Here is a 21,700-nt window from a genome sequence, read left to right on the forward strand (position 1 = left end):
GCCGCCGACGCGCCCTCGTGGCCGCGTGGCTTTCTTGCGCCCTGCCGGCGCCTCGGTTTCTCTGGTCTGCTAATGAATGGAAAAACAATGTTCAAACCACGTACGTATCTTTTGGCAGGGGCGGCCCTCGCCGCCGTGCTCACGCTCAGCGCCTGCACCAACGGGACGGAGCCCCGCAGTCCGTCCGGGTCATCCAGCGCCCCCACTGCCTCCGCTTCTTTCGCGTCGGCTGATGTGACTTTCGCACAGATGATGATCCCCCACCACGAGCAAGCCGTCGAGATGAGCGAGGACATCCTCGCCAAGGGCGAGGTCGACGTGCGCATCGCTGACCTCGCCACGCAGATCAAAGCCGCCCAAGAACCGGAAATAGAGCAGCTCAGAGACTGGCTGACCGAGTGGGGCGCCGATGAGACCAGCACCGGCGGCATGGATGGAATGATGTCCGACGACGACATGATGGCCCTGGAGAATGCGTCGGGCCCGCAGGCCGGCGAGCTCTACCTGGAACAGATGATCGTCCACCATCAGGGCGCGATCATGATGGCGGAGCTGGAACTGGATGAAGGTCAAAACGAGGACGCCAAGGCCATGGCGTCGAACATCGTCACGAGCCAGACCGATGAGATCGATGTCATGAAGGACATCCTCTCCACCCTGTAGGACCCCCCACCACCCGGGGACCGTCCTGCGGTCCCCGCTCATTGTCATGCGCTCGCCCGCTGTGAACAATCGCTGAGGTTTCTCCGCTCGGCCATGCCATCGGTACAAGGAACACCATGCATGAACACTCCCCCAGACACATCCCGTCGCCTTCTGCGGGCGGCAGAAAAACACCAGCGTCATCGGCAACCCCGCAGGCTGACACACAAACCGCGCCGACAGCAGTCCGACCGACCGGTTCCGCCACCGGTGCGGCAGCGACTGTTCGGCGTCGTGGCGATGGTCTTCGTCGGGCTTTTCGCCGTCAGCGTCTCACTCCCCGCTCTCGCTGTGAACCCCGAAGCGGCCACGGCGAATCAACAGAGCCAGCCGGTCCCTGACGCACCGCAAAATTTGCCAGTCAACGCAGCGGACGCCGTCACCATCCTGCGCGACGGATTCACCGTGGGCCGAGTGCAGAAGCCGTCCTCGCCGGGCGCCTACGCCCAAACGGCGAGCACCATTGTCAATGACGTGACTTCGCCGGTCCAGTGGCCGTTCACAGTCGGGGTCCCCATCACGACCGACTTCGGTCCACGTGTACCGCCCCCTGCGACGGCTGCTCAAGCTTCCACAAGGGCCTGGACATGAATCCCGGAGTGAACACTCCCATCCAGGCAATCGCGGACGGCATCGTGAAGGACGTCTCGGCAACCGACGACAGCGGCCTCGGCGTGTACGCCATCATCGAGCACATGATCGACGGCCGCCTGGTCAGAAGCCTTTACGCCCATATGTCGGAAGGCACCCTGGCTCTCGAAATCGGGCAACCCGTACTCGTCGGCCAGCTCGTCGGCAACGTCGGCAGCACCGGGCAGAGCACCGGTCCACACCTTCATTTCGAGATCCTCCTCGGCGGTTCAAAGCCGACGGACCCATTCGCCTGGCTCACAGAGAGAGTTCGCCCCGATGACGCAAACTGAATCACGTCCTCGGCACCCGCTTCTCCTGAAGTGGGCTGGAACGATGGTGGCCACTCTTTCCCTCCTCGCCATCATCGGTGTCGCGCCGCGTGCGGCGGCAGCCGAATACCCGTCATGGCCAGACGTTGAGACCTCTCGTTCAAACGAGACGGCGAAGCAAACTCAAATCACAGTGCTCAAAAACCTCATCGCCGGGCTGACGACCGAGGTGGCTGCGGCCCGTGACCGGGCCACGCGCCGTGGCGCTGAATACGAGCACGCTCAAGGCGCATTCGACGAGGCCACCTACCGTGCCACGACGCTCCAGGGCCAGGCCGATGAAGCGACCCAGCTCGCCAATATTTCGCAGCAACAGGCCGGCCGATTGGCGGCCTTGCTGGCGCGTGCGGGTGCCTCCGACATCTCGATAAACATTTTCCTTGAAGGAGAAAACGCAGACGCGCTGCTCTACCAGCTCGGCGCCATGAGCAAGCTCACCGAGCGTTCAAGCACGATCTATGACCAGGCAGCAGCAGACCGTAACTCCGCGACCTCCCTGACCGATCAGGCAAATGTTGCACAGAAGGAGCTTGGCGCGTTGGCCAAGAAAGCGGAGACGGCTCTGACCGATGCCACTATCGCCAGCACCGCCTTGGAGACCAAGCTCGCCGAACACGAACAGAACTCGGGCACCCTCCAGGCACAGCTAGCGGTCCTGACCGAAAATCGTGCGGCAACAGAAGCTGACTTTGCCACGGGCGAGGAAGCACGACGAGCGGCCGCGGCCGCGGCGGCCACCGCTGCAACCGCTGCCCCCAGCACCGGCAGTAACGCTCGGAGCGCGGACCGCGACTCCGGTCAGCTCAGCGGCCAGGGATGGGCGCTCCCTGTGTCTGGATGGATCAGCGACTCCTTCGGCCCACGCCCCTCCAAACCCGTTGACGGTATCGGAGCCTTTCACTACGGCACCGACATCGCTGCCGGGTGCGGGCAGGCGGTTTCGGCGGCCACCGGCGGCACCGTCATCTACTCCGGTTATCTCGGCAGTTACGGCAACTGGGTTCTCCTCGATCACGGCAACGGTGTGCAGACCGGCTATGCCCACAACAGCCAGATCCTTGTCGGCAATGGGCAGAGCGTGGCCGCCGGCGAGACGATCGCGCTCGTCGGCACGACCGGGGCGTCCAGCGGGTGCCATTCGCATTTCGAAACTCGGGTTGACGGAGCGCGCATTGACCCGGCACCCTTCATGAGCGCGAGAGGAATCACCCTTGGCTAGCCCCCGGCCGGCGTTGCAAAGCAACGCAGGGCAGTATCCGCCGAGCTCAGGAGCCGTCGTCGGCCGCAGGGTGAACGCTCAGCCACGCTGAATTACTATGGCAAATAGTAGTTGGGGATGCTACCAACTCGTACTGATTGGAGCTCGTTCATGGGGCAGGTCTTGCTCTCGACAACGATTCTGGCAGCGTTTCTCGGCGGTGTCGTGGCCCTCCTGGCCCCATGTTGCGCCTCCGTCATGTTGCCGGCGTTCTTCGCTTCCAGCTTCCGCAGCCGGAGCCAGATCCTCGGCATGACACTGGTGTTCGCCGCCGGAGTCGGCACCATCATCCTCCCCATCGCTTTAGGTGCTGCCTTCCTCAGCCGCATCCTATTCCAGTACCATTTTGGAATTTTCAGTGTCGTCGGGCTCGCGATGGTGGCAGTGGGCGCTGCCACCCTGGGGGGCTGGAAAATGATGCTACCGATGCCCTCCGGACGCGGCGGCGGAACCAGCATCGGCTCGGTGTACGGACTCGGAGTGTTCTCCGGTGCCGCCAGCGCGTGCTGCGCCCCAGTCCTCGCCGGAGTGGCGGCGCTCTCCGGTGCCGCTTCGTCTTTCCCGGCCGCCGCCGCAGTGGGCGTCGCCTACGTATTCGGGATGATCGCACCCCTGTGCGCCTTGGCGTTGGTGTGGGACAGAAAAAACTGGGGATCCAGTCGCCTGCTCGCGTCCACGACCATTCCGATCGGACCCGGAGCCCGGTGGCGGCTACCCGTGGGAACAGTGCTCTCAAGCGCGCTGATGATCGCCATGGGCGTGCTCACCGTCGTCCTCGCAGTGCAGGGACCGGGCATGGCACCGGACGGGTGGCAGGTTGAACTCGCCGCAGCACTGGGGCACTGGGCCGCCGTCATCCAGCAGTTCCTGGCCTTCATTCCAGGGTGGGTCTCGACGCTCGCCGTCTTCGCCGCTCTCGGCGCTGTGGTCTGGACGGCGCTGCGCAGCCGAAAGCACGCAGCCACGCCGACCGCCTCCGGCAACCGACCCGACCAGGCGCATACGCGCACCCGGACAGAGGAGTCACAGTAATGGCATCACGAGAGAATCGCCGTCCGGGCACACGCCTGCAATCACGTGCCAGGAGCACTGGGTTGCGCCGGGCAACGATGGTCGTGGGCATCATGGCGGTTGCGGCAGCCATCCTGGTGGCCATGGACAGCACGTGGAACGGGACCCCCACGGCTGTGGAAGACACCGCCTCGGTCAGCTACGCCGTGGGTGCTCCCGGCCCGGGCGCGGAAGCCCCAGATTTTTCTCTCGCTTCCACGGCCGGGGGGACGGTCAATCTCAGCGACTACCGTGGCGAGTCCGTTCTGCTCTTTTTCCATGAGGGAATCGGGTGCCAGCCGTGCTGGGACCAAATCCGCGATCTGGAGGCCGCCCAGACCAAACTGCAGTCTGCCGGCGTCGATCAGCTCCTCACCATCACCAGCGGACCGGTGGACCTGATCGCCCAAAAAATGGCCGACGACAAGCTGACGGCGGTCGCTTTGGCCGATACCCGCCTGGATGTCTCCCTGACTTACCAGACCAACAAGTACGGAATGATGGGTGAATCCCGCAACGGGCACAGCTTCATCCTGGTTGGGCCGACGGGGGAAATTGAGTGGCGCGCCGACTACGGCGGCCCGCCGAATTTCACCATGTACGTGCCGGTAGACGAGATTCTCACCCAGATGCAGGTTCTCCGGACCGACGCCTGATGCGAATCACCGTACTGACGCAACCCTCGTGCCACGCCTGCGATCAAGCCAAGCTGGTACTGTCCCGACTCGCCGCGGACTATTCCTTTCAGGTCGAGACGATCGGCTTGGACACCGATGCAGGCCGGGCTCTGGCCGCTCGGAACGGCATCATCTTTGCCCCCGGAATCCTGATCGACGACGTCATGTTCAGCTACGGGCGGCTATCGGAGAAGAAGCTGCGGCACCACCTGTCCCGCTCCGACGTAGCCGCCCAGGGGCGGCCGGGCTCGAACGGCAGCTGACAGGGCGTTGCCGTACATCACAATGCAGAACAAAAATAGAGAGGACCGTCCAAATGGAACACCCGAACACAGAGGACAGAGCACATCGGCAGGCGATCGTCGCGGCCGCACGAGCGGAGCTGAAGCGGGGCGAGCGGCGTCGGAGCTTCTGGATCTTCGGCTTGGGCACCGTCGTCGCAATCACCCTCGTGGCGACCGTTGTCTCCATCTTCATTCTCAACCAGAAAGACCAGGACGCAGCCAGTTCGGCAGCAGACAAGCCAATCAGCGGCGTGGAGAGTTCTGATGGATTGAGCCGCGACCACGTGGTCAACGAGATTGCGTTTCCAACGCTTCCCCCCGTCGGCGGGGAACATTCCGCCGAGCTGACAAACTGTGGCGTGTATACGAAGCCGGTAGACACCTGGCGGGCCGTGCACTCGCTCGAGCATGGCGCGGTGTGGGTCACCTACCGATCCGATCTGCCGCAAGAGCAGATTGACACTCTGACGGCTGATGCCGAGTCGAACCCATACGAACTCTTGAGCCCGTATCCCGACCTCCCCGCCCCGATTATCGCCAGCGCCTGGGGAAAACAACTGCAACTGGATAGCGTGGATGACCCCCGCCTGCAGTTGTTCCTGCAGACCTACCTACAGGGCCCACAGGCACCCGAACCCGGCGCACCCTGCTCTGGTGGCGTCCAGGGCTGATCGGCACAGGAACCCGCGAGCGCAGCAGGGACCGTACGTTACTATGGAAGGTAGTCGATTAGGGGTTCTCGTTTCTATTAGAGCGTTGAAGGGAGCAACCCATGGTGCGCCCACTCGGCACGCTGGAACAGCACGTCATGGATCGCATCTGGTCCTGGGGGCGCCCGGTCGCCGTTCGCGAGGTGCTGGAGGATCTCCAACGCGAGCGCACACTCGCCTACACAACGGTAATGACAGTTATGGACAACCTGCGCCGCAAAGGCTTGCTGACCCGGGAGAAGGACGGCCGTGCGTACCTTTACCGACCTGCGCAGACGCGTGAGCAGCACACTGCCGCATTCATGGGGGAAGTCCTTGCCGGAGGAGCTGACACTTCGGTGACACTTTTGCACTTTCTCGACCATATTCCGCCAGAGGAAGTCGCCAGCCTCCGTCTTGCCCTTGACGAGCACCTCCAGGGTCGCACAAGCACCGCGCCATGATTGCTCCAGCCGTTTTGATGGTCCTCGCCGTGACTCTGGCCGTCCTGGGGCCGGCCCTCTTGCGCCGGATTTCGTGGCTCGAGCGGTCTCCCCGGGTCGGGATCGCTGCTTGGCAAACGTTGAGCGCCTCAATTGTTTTGGCGGTGCTGCTTGCCGGCTCCAGCCTGGCCATCCCCGCGATTCCCTGGACCATCAACCTCGCCGACTGGATCCGAACCTGCGCGATGGCCCTCCTCGCGCAATACTCCACGCCGGGCGGTGCCGTGGTCAGCGCCACCGGCGCTGCCACCACAAGTGCCATCCTCGTCCGGGTCGCCTATTGCCTGGCCGCGGACCGGGCAATCGCAGCCCGTAACAGGAAAGTGCAACTGGACGCCCTGGCCCTCATTGCGCGACCCCACCTCCGATACGACGCTCTCGTCGTCGACCATCCGTCCGCAGCCGCGTACTGCCTACCAGGCAGGATTCACCAGGTCGTCTTGACCAGCGCCGCCCTGTCGGCGTTGAATCACAATCAGCTCCTCGCCGTTCTGGCCCACGAAAGGGCGCACCTGCGCGGACGCCACCACCTCATCCTCGCGGCATCCGACGCGCTGCAGCATGCGTTCCCCCGCGTCACAGCGTTTCGAACCGCACGCAGAGAACTCGGCCGGCTCGTCGAGATGCTGGCCGATGACAGTGCGGCCAGACACAGCGACCGGACCACAGTGGCCACCGCCCTGGTGCGCCTCGCTGAACACGGTCTGACCCCCGCGGCAGCCCTCGGCGCGGGGGGAGAGTCAGCACCCAGCCGAGTGAGGAGACTCATTTCACCGGTTCGGCCCCTCGGCGCCGGGAAGACCACCGTCGCTGCTTTGGCTATGGGATTGTTGATCGCATTTCCTTTGTTCCTCGCCATCGCCCCCGCATCCGCTGCGGGAACAATGGACCCGTGCCCGGAGGACAAGCAATCCTTGATCATGTGATCGACGCTGCGCATTCCCCCGGAAGCCCGGATCTCACACTGCAACCGCACTGACGGCCATCGAACACGTGTTGAGGCAGGAAAAAACCTCAATTCGGCAGATGCAGCGTGTCCACCTCGGCGCGCAGTGTGGTCAACTCCATGTCATCGGCCGCCGACAGCGACTTCGGCGCATCAGCTGTCTTCTTCCCTCGCATCATGAACCACATCATCAAGCCATAGCCACAGGGCACGCCAACAGGGCCAGACCGTAGAGAGCCGTACTCACCGTGACGCCTCTATTTAGTGCCAGCCTGCGACGAAGCGTCGCCAGCCGGGTGATGGGCCATCATCTGCTCGTGCATTCTCGCCAGGCTGGCTGCACCGGCCGTCATGTCAGCCGTGTCGGACATCCCGGCCATCATCTGTTCGTGCATCTTCACCAGGCCGGGTGCTCTGTGCATCGCGGCCATGTGTCCGCGGGCGCTATCCTCGGCCTGACCCGCCGGGGCCGGGGGGCTGCTGCCCTCGGCCGCGTAGGCCGGAGCGATGGTGCCTGCTGCAAGCAACGCACCAGCGGCCAGGGAGATGATCCAGATTCGTGAGCGCATGAGCGCCTCCTTCTTTGTTTTTACTTTGCTTCAATGACGCCCATCATCCCGTTGTCCTCGTGATCGAGGATGTGGCAGTGATAAACAGTCCGTCCGGCGAAGTCGTCGAAGGCGATGCGGACCTTCACTCGTGCTCCTGCCGGAACATTGACAACATCTTGCCGAACCACAGACTCGACCGCCCTGCCATTTTCCTCAACGAGCTGCATCGGCCACACGTGCAGGTGCAGGGGGTGGTCCATCTGGGTGGTATTTGTCAGGGTCCATTCTTCGATGCTGTCGGCCTGAACCGTGGTGTCAGTTCTGTCCGCATCGAACGCCTCTCCATTAATGGTGAAACTCATCATCGAGCCGCCCCTCATCCCGTCCATTCCCATCCCGAACGTCAGCTCGCGACGCGCCGTCACGGGCCGCGAACGAAGATCTGAGGGCACGGCCTGCTCGGGGACTGCGGTCAGGGCGGTCGCCGCATCACCGGACACCGTTAGTGTCGCCACCGAAAAGCCGCGAGGGTTGCTCTGAGCCTCCTGCCCGCTGGGTCCAGCGCCGCCGCCCATCATTCCGTTCGTGCCGCCGCGGTCGTAGGGCAGGGTCTGGAAGATGGATATCCCTTCGACAGCGGTAACCAGGAGGTCCGCTCGGTTGCCGGGTAACAGCACTATCTCATCGACGTCGCCGGGGGTCTGGAACCGTCCCGAGTCGATGCCGAGAAGTTGTAGCTCCTGCCCGTCGAGACGCAGCCGCAGGTACCGGGACACACAGGCGTTGACGATGCGCCAACGTTCGCGTTCCCCCGGACGGGCGGTCATTACCGGATTCACCTGCCCATTGACCAGGACGAGTTGTCCTTCCCGTCCCGCCATCTGTTCCATCGGCCTCACGGGAGGGATGCGGCCCAGGCTGTCCAGTGTGATGTCTGAGATGACGAGCACACGCTCTCGCGCAGCCCTGATGGGCGTGGGGTCCGCGACAATGATGGCCCCGTAAAGGCCGCCGAAGACCTGATCGGCGACGAACCCGTGGTGGTGCGGGTGATACCAATACACTCCTGGCGGGTGATCAGCCGGCAACTGATATTCGTAGTCGAATGAGTCTCCGGCCTCAACGGTCACGAACATGTTGTCGCCGTTGTCCGACGGAGAAACATGCAATCCGTGCACGTGCAGGTTGCTCGGATCGTTGAGCCCGTTGTGCAGGCTCACACTGAGCGTGTCGCCCGCCTGAACACGTAGGGTAGGCCCCGGCACGCCCCCGTTATAGCTCAGCACGGTGGCGTCGCGGCCGGAAATCTTCACGTCCCCCGGTGCAGCATTCAGGCGGACCTTGAGGCGGCCATCGGCGCTACGCAGCTCGGGCGGCTGAACCAGTGGATCACCGGAGGGTGCCCCAAAGCCTGAGTCGGTGCCCGAAGGCGATGCCGTCTGTTGGCTCCAGAGAAGTCCCGCTCCCCCGGCAACCGTGCTCGCCAGCCCGAGGCCACCGAGCGTGAGCGCGCTTCGACGGCTGAGAGGCTTCACCACTTATCCTCGCCCAGGACTGCGCGCTGTTCGCGGTACTGCTCCGCGGTCAGCTCACCCCTGGCGAAACGTTCATCCAGTATCTGGCGCGCGCGGCCAGGCCCAACCTCTCCCCCCTGTTTTGGCCCGACACTACGATCGCCAGAAAACAGCCGAACCATGAGCACGACCAGCAACGAGATACCGACAACTGCCAGCAGCCCGAAGAGCCAGTACAGCCCCATACTTCCTCCATAGCCCCACATCACGATCCGACTCCTTCGACTCAAATTCCGAGAATAGATTCTGCCACAAGCATACCCCTTGGGGTATTTTGGACAATAGACGGCGTGCACCACTCCCCGTTTTCAGGCGGTACATCCTCCCGGAAGGGGTAGTCGTTCAGTGCGCCTCAAACCGTCACGGCGAGCAACGATCGACAAGCAAGCCGTGAGCCGGTAGAAGCATTCCGGAATACTATCCACCCTAGTAGCGTTGGCTGATTAGTGCCCCAGAGGCCCGACGACAGCCGCCCACCAACGAGGTGGATCGCCCCGGTCGCGTACCCCCCATGGGTATAGGTTGAGAGTATCCGCCACGGAGATTGTCGCTGTGAGGCCGATTTTTCAGATTGGAAGATTCACATGACTCAGGAAGCCGAAACTACCGTCCTCGAAGTGCAGGGCGTTCAATGGGCGTCCTCGCGAGCAATCGTCGAGTCGGTACTCGCCCGCCGCCCCGGCGTGTTGAGCGTTGATGCGAATCCAGTAGCGCAAACCGCGAGCGTGACCTTCGATCCCAGGCAGACCTCCGTCACTGATCTGGCGGCATGGGTCCGGGAATGCGGTTACCACTGCGCTGGACGCTCCGTGCCGGGTCACATCTGCGATCCGATGGCGTCATCCGTCACCGACCACACCGAACATGAGATGAAGACCGGGCAACCGCCTCGAACCATGCAGGAGACCATGGGGCATGGCGGCGCGCACGGCGACATGTCCATGGCCGGCATGATCCGGGATATGCGCAACCGGTTCGTGGTGGCGGCGATCCTGTCGGTTCCGATCACTCTGTGGTCGCCGATCGGCCGGGACGTTTTCGGTTTCGCAGTTCCTGCCCCCTTCGGGCTGCGGGATGACGTTGTGGCGTTGATCCTGTCTCTGCCGGTCATTTTCTATTCGGCTTGGATCTTTTTCGATGGGGCCTTCCGGGCGCTGCGGGCCCGAACCCTGGACATGATGGTTCTGGTCGCCGTCGGTGTTGGAGCGGGCTGGCTCTATAGCCTGTCTGTCACCCTTACCGGTGGTGGGGAAGTTTTCTACGAGGCTGCGACCGTTCTGACCAGCTTCGTCCTCCTGGGCCACTGGTTTGAAATGCGGGCCAGGGGCGGCGCAAACGATGCCATCCGTACGCTTCTGGAGTTGGCACCGTCGATGGCATTCGTCATTCGGGACGGGGATCCGGTTGAGGTTCCGACCGCGGAGGTTGTCCCGGGCGACCTGCTCCTGGTGCGGCCCGGTGGGAAGATTCCAACCGACGGAATTGTGGAGGACGGTGAGTCCGACATCGACGAATCCATGGTTACCGGGGAGAGCCTTCCCGTCGCCAAGAGCAGCGGATCGACCGTGATCGGCGCAACCGTGAACACGACGGGAACCTTGCGCGTGCGCGCGACCAAGGTCGGCGCCGATACCGCGCTTGCGCAGATCGTGGCCCTGGTTCAGGAAGCGCAGAATTCCAAGGCCCCCGGGCAACGCCTGGCGGACCGTGCGGCGTTCTGGCTTGTGCTCGTGGCACTCATTGGCGGCAGCGTCACCCTGGGTGCGTGGCTCTTGGCCGGGGCGAGCCTTCCTACCGCGATCCTCTTTGCGATCACCGTTGTCGTCATCACCTGCCCGGATGCGTTGGGCCTCGCGACACCGACCGCCATCATGGTGGGCACCGGTCTGGGCGCCAAACGCGGAGTGCTCTTCAAGACCGCGACCGCGTTGGAGACTTCGGCTCGCATTGACACGGTCGTGCTGGACAAGACGGGAACCCTGACCAAGGGCGAACCAGAGGTGACGGATTTCATTGCTGTTGGGATGGATGAGCTCGAGTTGCTGGCCCTTGTCGCTGCCGTGGAACGGGAGTCTGAGCATCCGCTCGCCGCAGCCGTCGTCGGTTACGCCGTCAGACGCGGCGCACAAGCGTTGGACGCATCTGCGTTCCGCAATGTTCCGGGACATGGTGCCGGCGCCACAGTCGCAGGACGCCAGGTGTTCGTCGGCAACCGCAAACTCATGGTTGCCCAGGGCATCGATATTGATCCGGTGTCCGCGCAGCGTCAGACGCTGGCCGCGACCGGACGGACGGCGGTCCTCGTTGCCGTTGACGGGAAGGCCGTTGGGGTCATCGCCCTGGCCGACGCAGTACGGGAGACCGCGGCGGCCGCCGTCGTCGCTCTTCACGAAGCGGGCATTGAGGTGGTCATGCTCACCGGCGATAATGAGGCGACCGCGCAGCGGATCGCCTCCATGCTCCACATCGATGTTGTGATCGCCGAGGTGCTCCCGGAAGACAAGGCCGCGAAAATCAAGGAGCTGCAGGCATCCGGCAAGCGAGTCGCGATGGTCGGCGACGGAGTCAACGACGCTCCGGCCTTGGCACAGGCGGACCTGGGCATCGCCATCGGGGCAGGGACGGATGTCGCCATCGATACGGCGGACGTGGTCCTGATGCGGTCCGACCCCCTCGACGTCCCCATCGCCCTGCGCATCGGGAAAGGCACCGTGCGTAAAATGCGCCAAAACCTTGGCTGGGCGGTCGGCTACAACGCGATCGCGCTCCCCATTGCCGCCGGCGTTTTCTTTCCGACGTTCGGTATCCGGCTCAGTCCGGAAATCGCCGCCATCTCCATGTCCGGTTCCAGCGTCATCGTCGCGGTCAACGCGCTGCTGCTCAAGCGGCTGCGCCTCCCGCGACAGCCCGAGAGCACAACGGCCACCACATTGGCTGATGGAACAGGGAATGACGTCGGAGTTTCAGCCTGATCTGGCTGCGGCGCGCAGGGGTATCACGACCGCGAATCTGGCTCCCTGCCCTGTCCCTGCCGACGAGGCCGTCACGTCCCCGCCGTGTGCACGCGCTATCTCGCGGGCGATCGTGAGACCGATTCCCGATCCGCCGGAGCGGCGGGTCTGTCCGGGCACCCGGTAGAACCGCTCGAAGACACGGTCTGTGTCTTCCTCAGCCAAGCCCACTCCCGTGTCGATCACGACGACCTCACCCCGGCCGTCGGCGCCGTGCGTCGTGATCGTGACCTCACCGCCCGCCGGGGTGGCGAGCAGGGCGTTGCCGAAAAGGTTGGTCAGAACCTGGGTGATCCGGTCCGGGTCCACGTGCACGGGTAGCGGCGTGTCGACGTTGAGTGTCAACGTCACGCCCGAATCTTCGAATTGCGGAGCGAGCCGGTTGGCCGTGCGGCGCGCAAGATCGGCCAGGTCGGCATCGACTGGATGCAGGTCGAGCCGCTGTTCTTGAGCCCGCGACAGGCTGGACAGGTCATCGGAGAGGCGGTGCAGGCGGCGCAGTTCCTCGCTGAGGGAGGCAAATGTGTCGGGGCTGGCGGTGAACACGCCATCGATCAGCCCCTCGACGTAGCCGTCCAGAACGGTCAGTGGGGTTCGCATTTCATGCGCAACCTCCCCGAGCAGCCGGGTTCGCCGGGACTCGGTATCGGCCAGGGCCTGGGCCAGCGTATTGACGTCGCTGGCCAGCGCTGCGAGTTCCGGCTCGGACGGGACGGGGACCCTGCCTCCGTATTTTCCGGCAGCGATCAGCTTGGTCGCGGCCCGCACAGCGTTGAGGGGGCGAAGTAGGCGCCCCGTGACTGCCGCGGCGACGAAACCTGCGGCGATGACGCTGGCCAGTACCCCGACGATCAGCGAGGTCGTGAGCGCGGATAGGAAAGCGGAGCGCACGCTGGTCGCGTCCATAACCCCCATCGACATTCCGGTGCCCTCACTGTCCATCATCATTCCCAGCCGGTCTTCGAACAATCGAGGAGCAAGCAGCGAGATCGTCAGATAGGCCACCACGCCGCCGACCACGGCAATAGCGGCATAGGAGATGAACAGGCGCAGCGAGAGACGCATCTTCATCTGGACCCGGCCACAAACTTGTAGCCCACGCCCCGCACCGTGGCGATCAGGTGTGGATCGCCGGCATCGTCGCCGAGTCGCGCGCGCAAACTGCGGATGTGGACATCGACGACCCGTTCGTCGCCGTAGAAATCGTAGCCCCAGACTTTTTCCAGCAGTTGTGCCCGGGAAAACACCCGCCCGGGCTCGGTGGCGAGTGCGGTGAGAAGGTCAAACTCCAGGCTCGACAACCCCACGGAGACTCCATTCGCCACAACCTCTCGGTGGGCGGGTTTGATGGACAATCCATCGAAGCGAAGCAGGGCGTCTCCGTCGGTCCGCTCACCCCGATTGTCACGACGGAGCATTGCCTTCACTCGAGCCGTCACCTCGCGCGGGCTGAAGGGCTTGGTCACGTAGTCATCCGCACCCACACCGAGCCCCACGAGCTTGTCGACCTCCTCCGCCCTGGCCGTGACGAGGATCACGTACGCGTCGCTGAAGCCTCGCAACTGCCGGAGAACCTCCAGCCCGTCGATCCCCGGCAGCATCACATCCAGCAGTACGAGTGCGGGTGGCTCCGTGCGGAGTGCCGCAAGTGCCTCGGCGCCGTCCGCCGCCTCCGCTACGTTATAACCTTCCGCTTCCAGGTAGCCACGCAGGACCGTCCTGATCTGCGCCTCGTCGTCGACAACCAGGACCTTCTGCATCGCTCACCCCTTTTCTTCTGATTATCGCCGTCCGGCGGCACGGTCTCTGCACTGCGCCCCGGGGACTCGGCGAGGGAGGACCACCCCAGGCCTTAGCTCTCGAGTACCTGCAACCGTTCTCGGTATTCCGTTTCATTCAATTCGCCCTTCGCGAATCGATCATCGAGTATTTGACGCGCTTGACTGCGCTCGCCTTGTCCGCGGCTCAGCGGAGTAGTCCCGCGGAACCCACCGCGTTCAGTTCCGCCAGCAAAAGCCCGCACAACCCAAACAACAAGGAGGATGACTGCGATGAGCATGAGCAGCCCGACCGGCCATCCCCACGTCATGTTGTATCCGTTTCCCCACATCATTTCTTCTGCTCCTTCAATTTGTGTTTATTTATGGACATTCAGGCAGCCCCTGGACCGGTCTGCCTGTTCAGGAGACGGTCAGGTCGTCACCATTCCCTGCGCCCGAGTGCATACCGACGCCCGAACCCATGCCCATCCCCTCACCTGGGGTGTGGGTCGCATTCAGCATCAGGTCAATGCGGCTCTTCATCTGTTCTACGGCTGCCTCCCTGTCATCAGATGACAGAGTGCTGTTGGAGTCGAAAGTGGTCCTCTGCTGCGAGACCATTGCGTCTTTGAGTCCAGAAACCGATTTGCCCTGGGCTTCAGCGACATCCGCGAGGGACCCACCCGACTGCAGCCGGTCGTGCAACTCCGTCTGACTCAAGCCGAGGTAGCTCGCGACCGCGACCATGGGCGAACTCTGCCCGAATGCCATGCCGGCCATGTGGCCTGACCGGTGGTCGCCAACTGACGACGAGGTCGTCGATGGTGGCTGGGAAATCGCCCCACCACCGGTAGAGGCCTGCGCCGCGGCAACACCGCCCGTGGCAAGCGCTCCGACGAGCCCGAGTCCCGCAATACCAGCGGTCATGTTCTTCCGATTGAGTTTCATCAGCCTCAACACCTTTCACGTTCAGCCACCAAGTTGATGTCTACACACCAGCATGCTGACCGCGCATGAAGCTCCAGCCCCTGTGCATGTGAAGGTTTGATGAAACGCGCTGGCCAGGATCATGCCGATCCGCACAGCGCACGCCGACGGTCGTTATGCGACGAGGGTCAGCTCGGTTGCGTCGTGACGAGAGCGAATCAACCCGGGCAGCAAAACGCCGCTGCAGCCCCGCATGGCGCTTGTGGTATTGGTTCTGGCCACCAGGGCCGTTTCGGGCCGCGAGGGAAGGATGGGCGATGGGTGATATCGCCGCGGAATCCTGCGCCTGCTACTGCTGGGGTACCTGGACTCGAACCAAGAACAACTGAACCAGAATCAGTCGTGTTGCCAATTACACCATACCCCAATGTCTGTTCCTCAGAACGGACCGACTCGTAACTCTAACCCACTCAGAGGGCCGGGACAAACCCAGAGCCGAAATCGTCGCCGGCTCGAGCCGATTGCCGGGGCAGACCCCGAAGGGCCCGGCCCCGCGAGGCCAGTCACTCGAGAGTGGTGGCAGCCAGACGTGCAAGACGCAGCACGGACTCCGCCTTGCCCAGGATCTCCATCGACTCGAACAGCGGCGGCGAGATGCGCCGGCCGGAGACCGCGACCCGCAGGGGGCCGAAGGCCACGCGCGGCTTGAGCGCGAGCCCGTCGATCAGCGTCTCGGTCAGGGTGGTGTGCACCCGGTCGTGCGTCCATTCCGCTTCGGGAATGTCGAGCAGCGCTGCCGTGGACGTGGCGAGGATCTCGCGCGTGTTCTGCGGGAGCGAGGCGAGGGCATCCGGCTGGTAGGCCAGCGAGTCGCCGCCGATGAACAGGAAACCGAGCATGCCGGGTGCCTCGCCGAGCAGGGCGATGCGTTCCTGCACGAGCGGTGCGGCGGCCTCGAGAATAGCCTGCTGCACCTCGCTGAGTGGTTCGATCACGTCGCCGGCGGCCACCAGGTACGGGATGACTCGGGCGGCGAAATCGGCCGGGTCGAGCAGCCGGATGTGGTCGCCGTTGAGCGACTCGGCCTTCTTGAGGTCGAAGCGGGCCGGGTTCGGCAGCACGTTGACGACGTCGAACGCGGCGATCATCTCCTTGATCGTGAACACGTCGCGGTCGCTGGAGAGGGACCAGCCGAGCAGCGACAGGTAGTTGACCAGTCCCTCGGGAACGAAGCCGCGAGCGCGGTGGTGGAACAGGTTGGACTCGGGGTCGCGCTTGGAGAGCTTCTTGTTGCCCTCGCCCATGACGTACGGCATGTGCCCGAAACGCGGCACGAACGTGGCCAGTCCGATGTCGATCAGCGCGTGGTACAGCGCGATCTGGCGCGGCGTGGAGGAAAGCAGATCTTCGCCGCGCAGCACGTGGGTGACGCCCATCATGGCGTCGTCGACCGGGTTCACGAACGGGTACAACGGATGCCCGTTGGGCCGCACGACGACGAAGTCGCTGAACGAGCCGGCCGGGAAGGTGATCTCGCCGCGAACCAGGTCGTCGAAGGAGATGTCTGTGTCGGGCACCTTGAGGCGGAGCGCCGGCGAGCGACCCTCGGCACGGAAGGCCGCCTTCTTCTCATCGCTGAGGTCGCGCTCGAAGTTGTCGTATCCGGCCTTGGGGTCGCGGCCGAGGGCGACGTTTCGCACCTCGATCTCCTCGCCGGTGGCGAAGCTCTCGTAGATGTGACCGGACGCCGTGAGCTGCTCGATCACGTCACGGTAGATGTCGTAGCGCTCGGACTGGCGGTAGGGAGCGTGCGGTCCGCCGACCTCGACGCCCTCGTCCCAGTCCAGGCGCAGCCAGTGCAGCGCGTCGAGGAGCTGCACGAAGCTCTCCTCGGTATCGCGGGCCGGATCGGTGTCCTCGATCCGGAAGATGAACGTGCCGCCGGTGTGCCGGGCGTAAGCCCAGTTGAAGAGCGCCGTGCGGATCAGGCCGACGTGCGGCGTTCCGGTCGGTGAGGGGCAGAACCGAACGCGAACGTCGGTGCCGGTGGCAGTGGAAAACGGGTGCGCAATTGTCTCAGACATCACCCCCGATTCTAGTTGCCTCCGGGTGAGGCGCGGGTGGGGATACGGGTGGCGCCGCGGGTGCCGCCTCCGGTCCGGCCAGTGCGGCGAGCCGGCGCAGGGTGACGGCAATGGCCGCCACGCCCGCGGCCCCGGTGACCGTGACCGTGTGCAGGGTGCGGTGGTCGCGGCCGCGGGTGGGCCGGATGGCGACGAGGGGCTGCGCGCCGACGGAGTCGAGGGCGAGCGCGGGCAGCATCGCCACCCCGATGCCGGCCGCCACGAGGCCGAGCACGGCGGCCGCGTTGTCGGTCTCGTAGGAGATGCGGGGCGTGAAACCGTTGTGACCGCAAAGCTCCAGCAGGTGGCCGCGGCACCGAGGACATCCGCCGATCCAATTCTCCTCGGCGAGGTCGCCGAGGTCGACTACGCCGTTTCTGGCCAGGGCGTGTCCGGCCGGCAGCACGAGCATCATCTCGTCCCGGCGGAGCCGGGTCACGACGAGGCCTTCGGCGCTGTCCCGGTGAGGGTCGACCCGGTCGCCGGGGTAGCTGAACGTGATCGCCAGATCGGCCTGGTTCTGGCGCACCAGAGCCACGGCTTCGGGCGGCTCGGCCTCAAGGTAGGTGACGCTGATTCCCGGATGACGGCGCTGCAGGTCAGCGAGCAGGCGCGGCACAATGGTCGCCGAGGCGGACGGGAACGCCGCCAGTCGCACCCGGCCCGCGCGCAGGCCGCGCAGCTCGGACAATTCCCCCGCGGCGGCGTCCAGGGCCCCGCTCACGATGGTGGCGTGCCGGGCGAGCAGCCGGCCGGTCTCGGTGAGCCGCACCCCGCGGCCGATGCGTTCGATCACGGCCATCCCGATGCGCTGCTCGAGCCGTCTGAGCTGCTGGCTCACGGCGGGCTGGCTGTCGCCGAGCGCCGCCGCGGCCGCCGTGATTGAGCCGCAGTCGGCGAGCGCGCCCACGACGCGCAGCATGGTGGAGTCGAGTTCGGGCTGGACGAGGGCGGGCACGAAGTGATCATAACTGATGCTTATGGATTGCCTCAGCTACTGGCTGTTGTCGAATGAATAGGCCGGTCGCATGCTGGAGGGATGAACCAGAGCGAATCTTCCGCGTCCCGTTCGCCGCTTTCGACGGTGGCGGACCGCATCGGCGTACGCGAGGCGCGCGAGCGGTTCCGGGGCGGCCGCGGCTATCTGGCGGCCTGCACGCTCGGGCTGCCGACCCGGGAAACGGAAGCGGCCCTGCGCGTGGACGCCGACGCCTGGGCGCTGGGCACCGCGTCGGCGGCGGGGTACGCCGCCGTGGTCGAACGGGTCCGGCACGCGTATGCCAGACTCGTCGCTGTTCCGGTGAGCCGGGTCGCGATCGGGTCTCAGGCATCCGTGCTGGCCGGCCTGCTCGCCGCGGGCGTGCCCGACGGGGCCGAGGTGCTCTGCGTCGACGGCGATTTCAGCTCGATGGTGTTCCCGTTCCTTAGCCAGGCGCACCGCGGGGTCACCGTGCGGCACCTGCCTCTGGCCGAGCTGGCCGTCGGGATCACCGCCGACACCTGGCTTGTGGCGTTCTCGCTCGTGCAGTCCGCCACCGGTGCCGTCGCCGATACCGCGGGGATCGTGGCCGCCGCCCTTGCTCACGGGTGCTTCACCCTCTGCGACACGACGCAGGCCGTCGGGTGGATGCCGGTGGACGCATCCGTGTTCGACGCCTCTATCTGCCACAGCTACAAGTGGCTCTGCGCCCCGCGCGGCGTGGCCTTCCTGACCGTGGCCGAGCGGCTGGCCGCCCGGCTGCACCCGGTGCAGTCGGGCTGGTATGCCGGCCGGGACCCGTGGGCCTCCTGTTACGGACCGGACATGGACCTCGCGGCTGATGCGCGCCGCTTTGACGTCTCCCCGGCCTGGAACGCCTGGGTGGGCGCCGAACCCGCACTGGAGCTCTTCGGGCGGCTCGACCTGTCGACGGTGCGCGACCACGCGGTGGCGCTGGGCGACGCGCTCTGCACCGGGCTCGGGCTCGCCCCGGCCGGGCAGTCGATCGTGACCTGGCCGGATGCCGACCGCACCGACCTTGACCGCCTCACCCGGGCAGGTCTCACCGCGTCGGGCAGGGCCGGGCGGGCCCGCGTCGCCTTCCACCTGTGGAATGACGAGGACGACGTCGCCGACGCCCTGCGCGCCCTGCGTTCGTAGCCAGGTCTCGACGGGCGCGAGGGGCCGCTCGGCCACAGGGTCTCGCAGCGACTCGACTACTTCTGTGCGGTGACGGCGGTGATGATCGCGCCGGCGAGAGCAGCGGAGGAAGCCGGATTCTGGCCGGTGTACAGGTTGCGGTCGATCTCCAGGTGCTCGGCCCAGGCTGCGCCGGCGACGAAGTCGGCGCCCAGCGCGACCAGGCGGCTCTGCACGAGCCACGGCGCCTTGGGGGCGAGGCCGCCGAGAGTCTCCTCCTCATCGGTGAAGCCGGTCATGCGGTAGCCGGTGAAGGGCCAGCTGCCGTCGGCTCGCTGGGCGGCGAGCATGGCGGCCGGGGCGTGGCAGAGTACGCCGAGAATCGTTCCGGAGTCGAGGGCTTCGGTCATGATGCGTCCGGAGTCGGCGTCGACGGCCAGGTCCTCCATCGGGGCGTGGCCGCCGGGGTAGAAGACCACGTCGTAGTCGGCGACCGTGATGTCACTGATCGAGCGCGGCTCGTCGAGTTCACTGCCGATGGTGTCGAGGTAGGCGACGATGGCCGCGGCCCGGTCTTCCCCGCCGGCCGCCTGGGGTGCCAGGCTTCCCGCGTCGATGGTGGGGGCGACGCCACCGGGCGTCGCGATGGTGATCTGCCAGCCGGCCTCGGTGAACAGGCGGTGCGGTTCGGCGAGCTCTTCGGCCCAATAGCCGGTGGGGTGCAGGCTGCCGTCGTTGAGGGTCCAGTGATCAGCGGCGCTGACGACAAAAAGTACGGAATTCATGGGTTCTCCAGAGTGTGTGATCGTGTGAAATGGATGCTGTCGGGAAAGTCAGACGTTCGTGCGGACGACCATCTTGCCGATGTTCTCGCCGCGCATGAGGCCGAGGAAGGCGTCGACCGCGTGGTCGATCCCGTCGACCACGGTCTCGTCGAAGACGACGTCGCCCGCGGCGAGCCAGCCGGCCATGTCGGCGGAGAACGCGGGGAAATGCTGCATGTAGTTGCCCACGATGAAGCCCTTCAGGGTCAGCCCGCGACCGATCATGTTCGCCAGGTTGCGCGGGCCGCCGGTCGCCTCGGTGTTGTTGTAGACGGAGATCGCGCCACAGAGGGCGGCGCGTCCGCCGTCGTTGAAGCTGGCCAGGGCAGCCTCGAGGTGCTCGCCACCGACGTTGTCGAAGTAGACGTCGATGCCGTCCGGAGCCGCGGCGGCGAGCTGCTTGGCGATGTCGCCGTCCTTGTAATTGAAGGCGTCGTCGAAGCCGTACTTCTCGGTCAGCACAGCAACCTTCTCGGCCGACCCGGCGGAACCGATCACGCGGTTCGCGCCCTTGAGGCGGGCGATCTGGCCGACCATGCTGCCTACGGCCCCGGCCGCGCCGGAAACGAAAACGGTGTCGCCGTCCGTGAGCTGGGCCACCTCGAGCAGGCCCACGTAGGCGGTGAGTGCGGTCATGCCCAGCACGCCGAGGTAGGCGGAGAGAGGCACGCCGGGGATTTCCGGGACGACGCGGAAGCCGGCGGCTTCCTCCTGAACCAGGTCGCGCCAGCCGAACTGGTGCACGACCACGTCGCCGACGGCAACCTCGTCAGAGGCGGATGCGACGACGCGGCCGACGGCCCCGCCCGTCATCGTCTCGTTGAGGGCGTAGGGGGCGGAGTAGGATTTGGCGTCGTTCATCCGGCCGCGCATGTAGGGGTCGACCGAGACGAACTCGTTGGCCACGCGAACCTGACCGGGGGTCAGCTCGGGCAGGTCGATGCGGATGGCGCCGAAGTCGGCATCCGTTGGCCAGCCGGTGGGGCGGGCGACAAGCTGGATCTGGGTGCTGGTGCTGGACGAGGCCATGGCGGCTCCTCTGCTTTTTGTAACGGATGGTTTAATATATTGTGTACTGAACGATACACAAAACCACTCACAGCGAAAACGGAGGAAACACCATGGGGCGGCTGCAGAGTTTCGAGCGCATAGCCGTCGTCCAGACGGCCAGGGACCTGTTCTGGGACAAGGGCTTCGAGGCTACGTCGCTCGCCGACCTCGAAGAAGCGACCGGTCTCCGTCGATCCAGCCTCTACCACGCCTTCGGCAGCAAGCGTGGTCTGTTCGACGCCGCCGTCGAGGACTACCAGGCCTCCGTCATCCGCCCGAGATTGCGGACCCTGACCGGGCCGGGGATCGGCCGGGCCTCGCTGCTGGCCTATTTCAGCGAACTCAGGTCGGCGGTCTCCGCCCTGCCGGAGGACTCCCCGCGCCGCGGCTGCCTGCTCGTGAACTGCGCCGCAGGCCTCGCCGGGCACGACGACCCGGCCCGCCAGGTCGTGGAGGGCTACCGGTCCGAGCTGACGGACACCCTCCAGGACGCCCTCCGGGCGGCCGGGACCGCCGCCGGAGGAAGCGCGCCGGACCGCGCGCCGGACCGCGCCCGCACCCTGGCTTCGCTCGGCATGAGCGCCATGCTGCTCGCCCGGGTCAACGCGACCGAATCGGTGGCGCTGCTGGACACAGCGACGGAGCAAATCCGGTCCTGGTTTCCCGTGCACGCCGCGACCGACGCCTGAC

The 21,700-nt window shown here is 65.3% G+C and carries 24 protein-coding genes and 1 tRNA gene; 12 read left to right on the forward strand and 13 right to left on the reverse strand.

The window, feature by feature from the left end; translation table 11 throughout:
* Positions 1-87 precede the first annotated feature (87 nt).
* From E3O18_RS02795 to E3O18_RS02835, 9 genes are all read left to right on the forward strand, one after another.
* Positions 88-663, forward strand: a complete 576-nt coding sequence (locus tag E3O18_RS02795) for a DUF305 domain-containing protein (protein ID WP_134394191.1) — start codon at positions 88-90, stop codon at positions 661-663.
* A gap of 530 nt (positions 664-1,193) precedes the next feature.
* Positions 1,194-1,625: a M23 family metallopeptidase gene (locus E3O18_RS02800; RefSeq protein ID WP_255570045.1), complete on the forward strand. Its 432-nt coding sequence runs from the start codon at positions 1,194-1,196 to the stop codon at positions 1,623-1,625.
* Positions 1,626-1,668: 43 nt separating this feature from the next.
* Entirely contained in the window at positions 1,669-2,883 is a 1,215-nt protein-coding gene (locus E3O18_RS02805) for a M23 family metallopeptidase (RefSeq protein WP_166784870.1), read from the forward strand.
* A 150-nt stretch (positions 2,884-3,033) separates the two neighbouring features.
* Positions 3,034-3,954 carry a cytochrome c biogenesis protein CcdA gene (locus E3O18_RS02810; RefSeq protein WP_134417400.1) on the forward strand — a complete coding sequence of 307 codons (921 nt, stop codon included), beginning with the start codon at positions 3,034-3,036 and terminating at the stop codon, positions 3,952-3,954.
* Complete coding sequence (locus E3O18_RS02815) at positions 3,954-4,628, forward strand: redoxin domain-containing protein (RefSeq protein WP_206750810.1); 675 nt, start codon at positions 3,954-3,956, stop codon at positions 4,626-4,628. Before E3O18_RS02810 ends, E3O18_RS02815 begins: the two co-directional genes overlap by 1 nt.
* Positions 4,628-4,912: a thioredoxin family protein gene (locus tag E3O18_RS02820; protein WP_134394196.1), complete on the forward strand. Its 285-nt coding sequence runs from the start codon at positions 4,628-4,630 to the stop codon at positions 4,910-4,912. Before E3O18_RS02815 ends, E3O18_RS02820 begins: the two co-directional genes overlap by 1 nt.
* A 53-nt stretch (positions 4,913-4,965) precedes the next feature.
* Entirely contained in the window at positions 4,966-5,604 is a 639-nt protein-coding gene (locus E3O18_RS02825) for a DUF3105 domain-containing protein (protein ID WP_134394197.1), read from the forward strand.
* 101 nt (positions 5,605-5,705) lie between these two features.
* On the forward strand, positions 5,706-6,086 hold the full coding sequence (locus tag E3O18_RS02830) for a BlaI/MecI/CopY family transcriptional regulator (protein ID WP_104171636.1): 381 nt from the start codon (positions 5,706-5,708) through the stop codon (positions 6,084-6,086).
* Entirely contained in the window at positions 6,083-7,051 is a 969-nt protein-coding gene (locus E3O18_RS02835) for a M56 family metallopeptidase (RefSeq protein ID WP_134394198.1), read from the forward strand. The genes E3O18_RS02830 and E3O18_RS02835 overlap by 4 nt, the downstream gene beginning before the upstream one ends.
* Positions 7,052-7,139: 88 nt before the next feature.
* On the opposite strand, the gene E3O18_RS16725 is transcribed toward E3O18_RS02835, so the two are convergent.
* The 4 genes from E3O18_RS16725 to E3O18_RS02850 all read right to left on the reverse strand — a co-directional run bounded on the left by E3O18_RS16725 (position 7,140) and on the right by E3O18_RS02850 (position 9,381).
* A complete protein-coding gene (locus E3O18_RS16725; protein WP_255570046.1) occupies positions 7,140-7,262 on the reverse strand; it encodes a hypothetical protein in 123 nt (40 codons plus the stop codon).
* Between the two features lie 66 nt (positions 7,263-7,328).
* A complete protein-coding gene (locus E3O18_RS02840) occupies positions 7,329-7,640 on the reverse strand; it encodes a hypothetical protein (RefSeq protein ID WP_134394199.1) in 312 nt (103 codons plus the stop codon).
* A 20-nt stretch (positions 7,641-7,660) separates the two neighbouring features.
* Positions 7,661-9,160 (reverse strand): multicopper oxidase family protein, encoded by a 1,500-nt coding sequence (locus tag E3O18_RS02845; RefSeq protein ID WP_347232326.1) that lies wholly within the window; start codon positions 9,158-9,160, stop codon positions 7,661-7,663.
* Entirely contained in the window at positions 9,154-9,381 is a 228-nt protein-coding gene (locus E3O18_RS02850) for an SHOCT domain-containing protein (RefSeq protein ID WP_347232327.1), read from the reverse strand. The genes E3O18_RS02845 and E3O18_RS02850 overlap by 7 nt, the downstream gene beginning before the upstream one ends.
* Positions 9,382-9,780: 399 nt before the next feature.
* Between E3O18_RS02850 and E3O18_RS02855 the strand changes: the two genes are divergently transcribed.
* Entirely contained in the window at positions 9,781-12,168 is a 2,388-nt protein-coding gene (locus E3O18_RS02855; protein WP_134394202.1) for a heavy metal translocating P-type ATPase, read from the forward strand.
* On the opposite strand, the gene E3O18_RS02860 is transcribed toward E3O18_RS02855, so the two are convergent.
* The 7 genes from E3O18_RS02860 to E3O18_RS02890 all read right to left on the reverse strand — a co-directional run bounded on the left by E3O18_RS02860 (position 12,160) and on the right by E3O18_RS02890 (position 17,975).
* Positions 12,160-13,278 carry a HAMP domain-containing sensor histidine kinase gene (locus E3O18_RS02860; RefSeq protein WP_134394203.1) on the reverse strand — a complete coding sequence of 373 codons (1,119 nt, stop codon included), beginning with the start codon at positions 13,276-13,278 and terminating at the stop codon, positions 12,160-12,162. The two genes, E3O18_RS02855 and E3O18_RS02860, sit on opposite strands and share 9 nt — an antisense overlap.
* The gene (locus E3O18_RS02865; RefSeq protein WP_134394204.1) at positions 13,275-13,967 is read right to left on the reverse strand and encodes a response regulator transcription factor; all 693 of its coding nucleotides are present in this window, start codon (positions 13,965-13,967) and stop codon (positions 13,275-13,277) included. The genes E3O18_RS02860 and E3O18_RS02865 overlap by 4 nt, the downstream gene beginning before the upstream one ends.
* A 92-nt stretch (positions 13,968-14,059) precedes the next feature.
* The gene (locus tag E3O18_RS02870; RefSeq protein WP_134394205.1) at positions 14,060-14,320 is read right to left on the reverse strand and encodes an SHOCT domain-containing protein; all 261 of its coding nucleotides are present in this window, start codon (positions 14,318-14,320) and stop codon (positions 14,060-14,062) included.
* 67 nt (positions 14,321-14,387) lie between these two features.
* Positions 14,388-14,915, reverse strand: coding sequence for a hypothetical protein (locus E3O18_RS02875; RefSeq protein ID WP_134394206.1), 528 nt, complete (start codon positions 14,913-14,915; stop codon positions 14,388-14,390).
* 334 nt (positions 14,916-15,249) lie between these two features.
* Positions 15,250-15,321, reverse strand: a tRNA-Gln gene (locus E3O18_RS02880).
* 136 nt (positions 15,322-15,457) lie between these two features.
* Entirely contained in the window at positions 15,458-16,978 is a 1,521-nt protein-coding gene (gene gltX / locus E3O18_RS02885) for a glutamate--tRNA ligase (RefSeq protein ID WP_134394207.1), read from the reverse strand.
* Entirely contained in the window at positions 16,971-17,975 is a 1,005-nt protein-coding gene (locus tag E3O18_RS02890; RefSeq protein WP_241978101.1) for a LysR family transcriptional regulator, read from the reverse strand. Before E3O18_RS02890 ends, gltX begins: the two co-directional genes overlap by 8 nt.
* 81 nt (positions 17,976-18,056) lie before the next feature.
* Between E3O18_RS02890 and E3O18_RS02895 the strand changes: the two genes are divergently transcribed.
* Positions 18,057-19,157 (forward strand): aminotransferase class V-fold PLP-dependent enzyme, encoded by a 1,101-nt coding sequence (locus E3O18_RS02895; protein WP_134394208.1) that lies wholly within the window; start codon positions 18,057-18,059, stop codon positions 19,155-19,157.
* Positions 19,158-19,213: 56 nt separating this feature from the next.
* Here E3O18_RS02895 and E3O18_RS02900 read toward each other — a convergent pair whose 3' ends face one another.
* Both E3O18_RS02900 and E3O18_RS02905 read right to left on the reverse strand, forming a co-directional pair.
* Positions 19,214-19,921, reverse strand: a complete 708-nt coding sequence (locus E3O18_RS02900) for a type 1 glutamine amidotransferase domain-containing protein (RefSeq protein ID WP_134394209.1) — start codon at positions 19,919-19,921, stop codon at positions 19,214-19,216.
* A 48-nt stretch (positions 19,922-19,969) separates the two neighbouring features.
* Positions 19,970-20,989 carry an NADP-dependent oxidoreductase gene (locus E3O18_RS02905; RefSeq protein WP_134394210.1) on the reverse strand — a complete coding sequence of 340 codons (1,020 nt, stop codon included), beginning with the start codon at positions 20,987-20,989 and terminating at the stop codon, positions 19,970-19,972.
* A 92-nt stretch (positions 20,990-21,081) separates the two neighbouring features.
* Here E3O18_RS02905 and E3O18_RS02910 point away from each other — a divergent pair, with 92 nt between their 5' ends.
* Positions 21,082-21,699 (forward strand): TetR/AcrR family transcriptional regulator, encoded by a 618-nt coding sequence (locus E3O18_RS02910; protein WP_134394211.1) that lies wholly within the window; start codon positions 21,082-21,084, stop codon positions 21,697-21,699.
* The last annotated feature ends 1 nt before the right edge of the window (position 21,700 follow it).

The sequence above is a fragment of the Cryobacterium sp. TMT2-42-4 genome (assembly GCF_004402645.1).
GTDB classification, from domain to species: Bacteria; Actinomycetota; Actinomycetes; order Actinomycetales; family Microbacteriaceae; genus Cryobacterium; species Cryobacterium sandaracinum.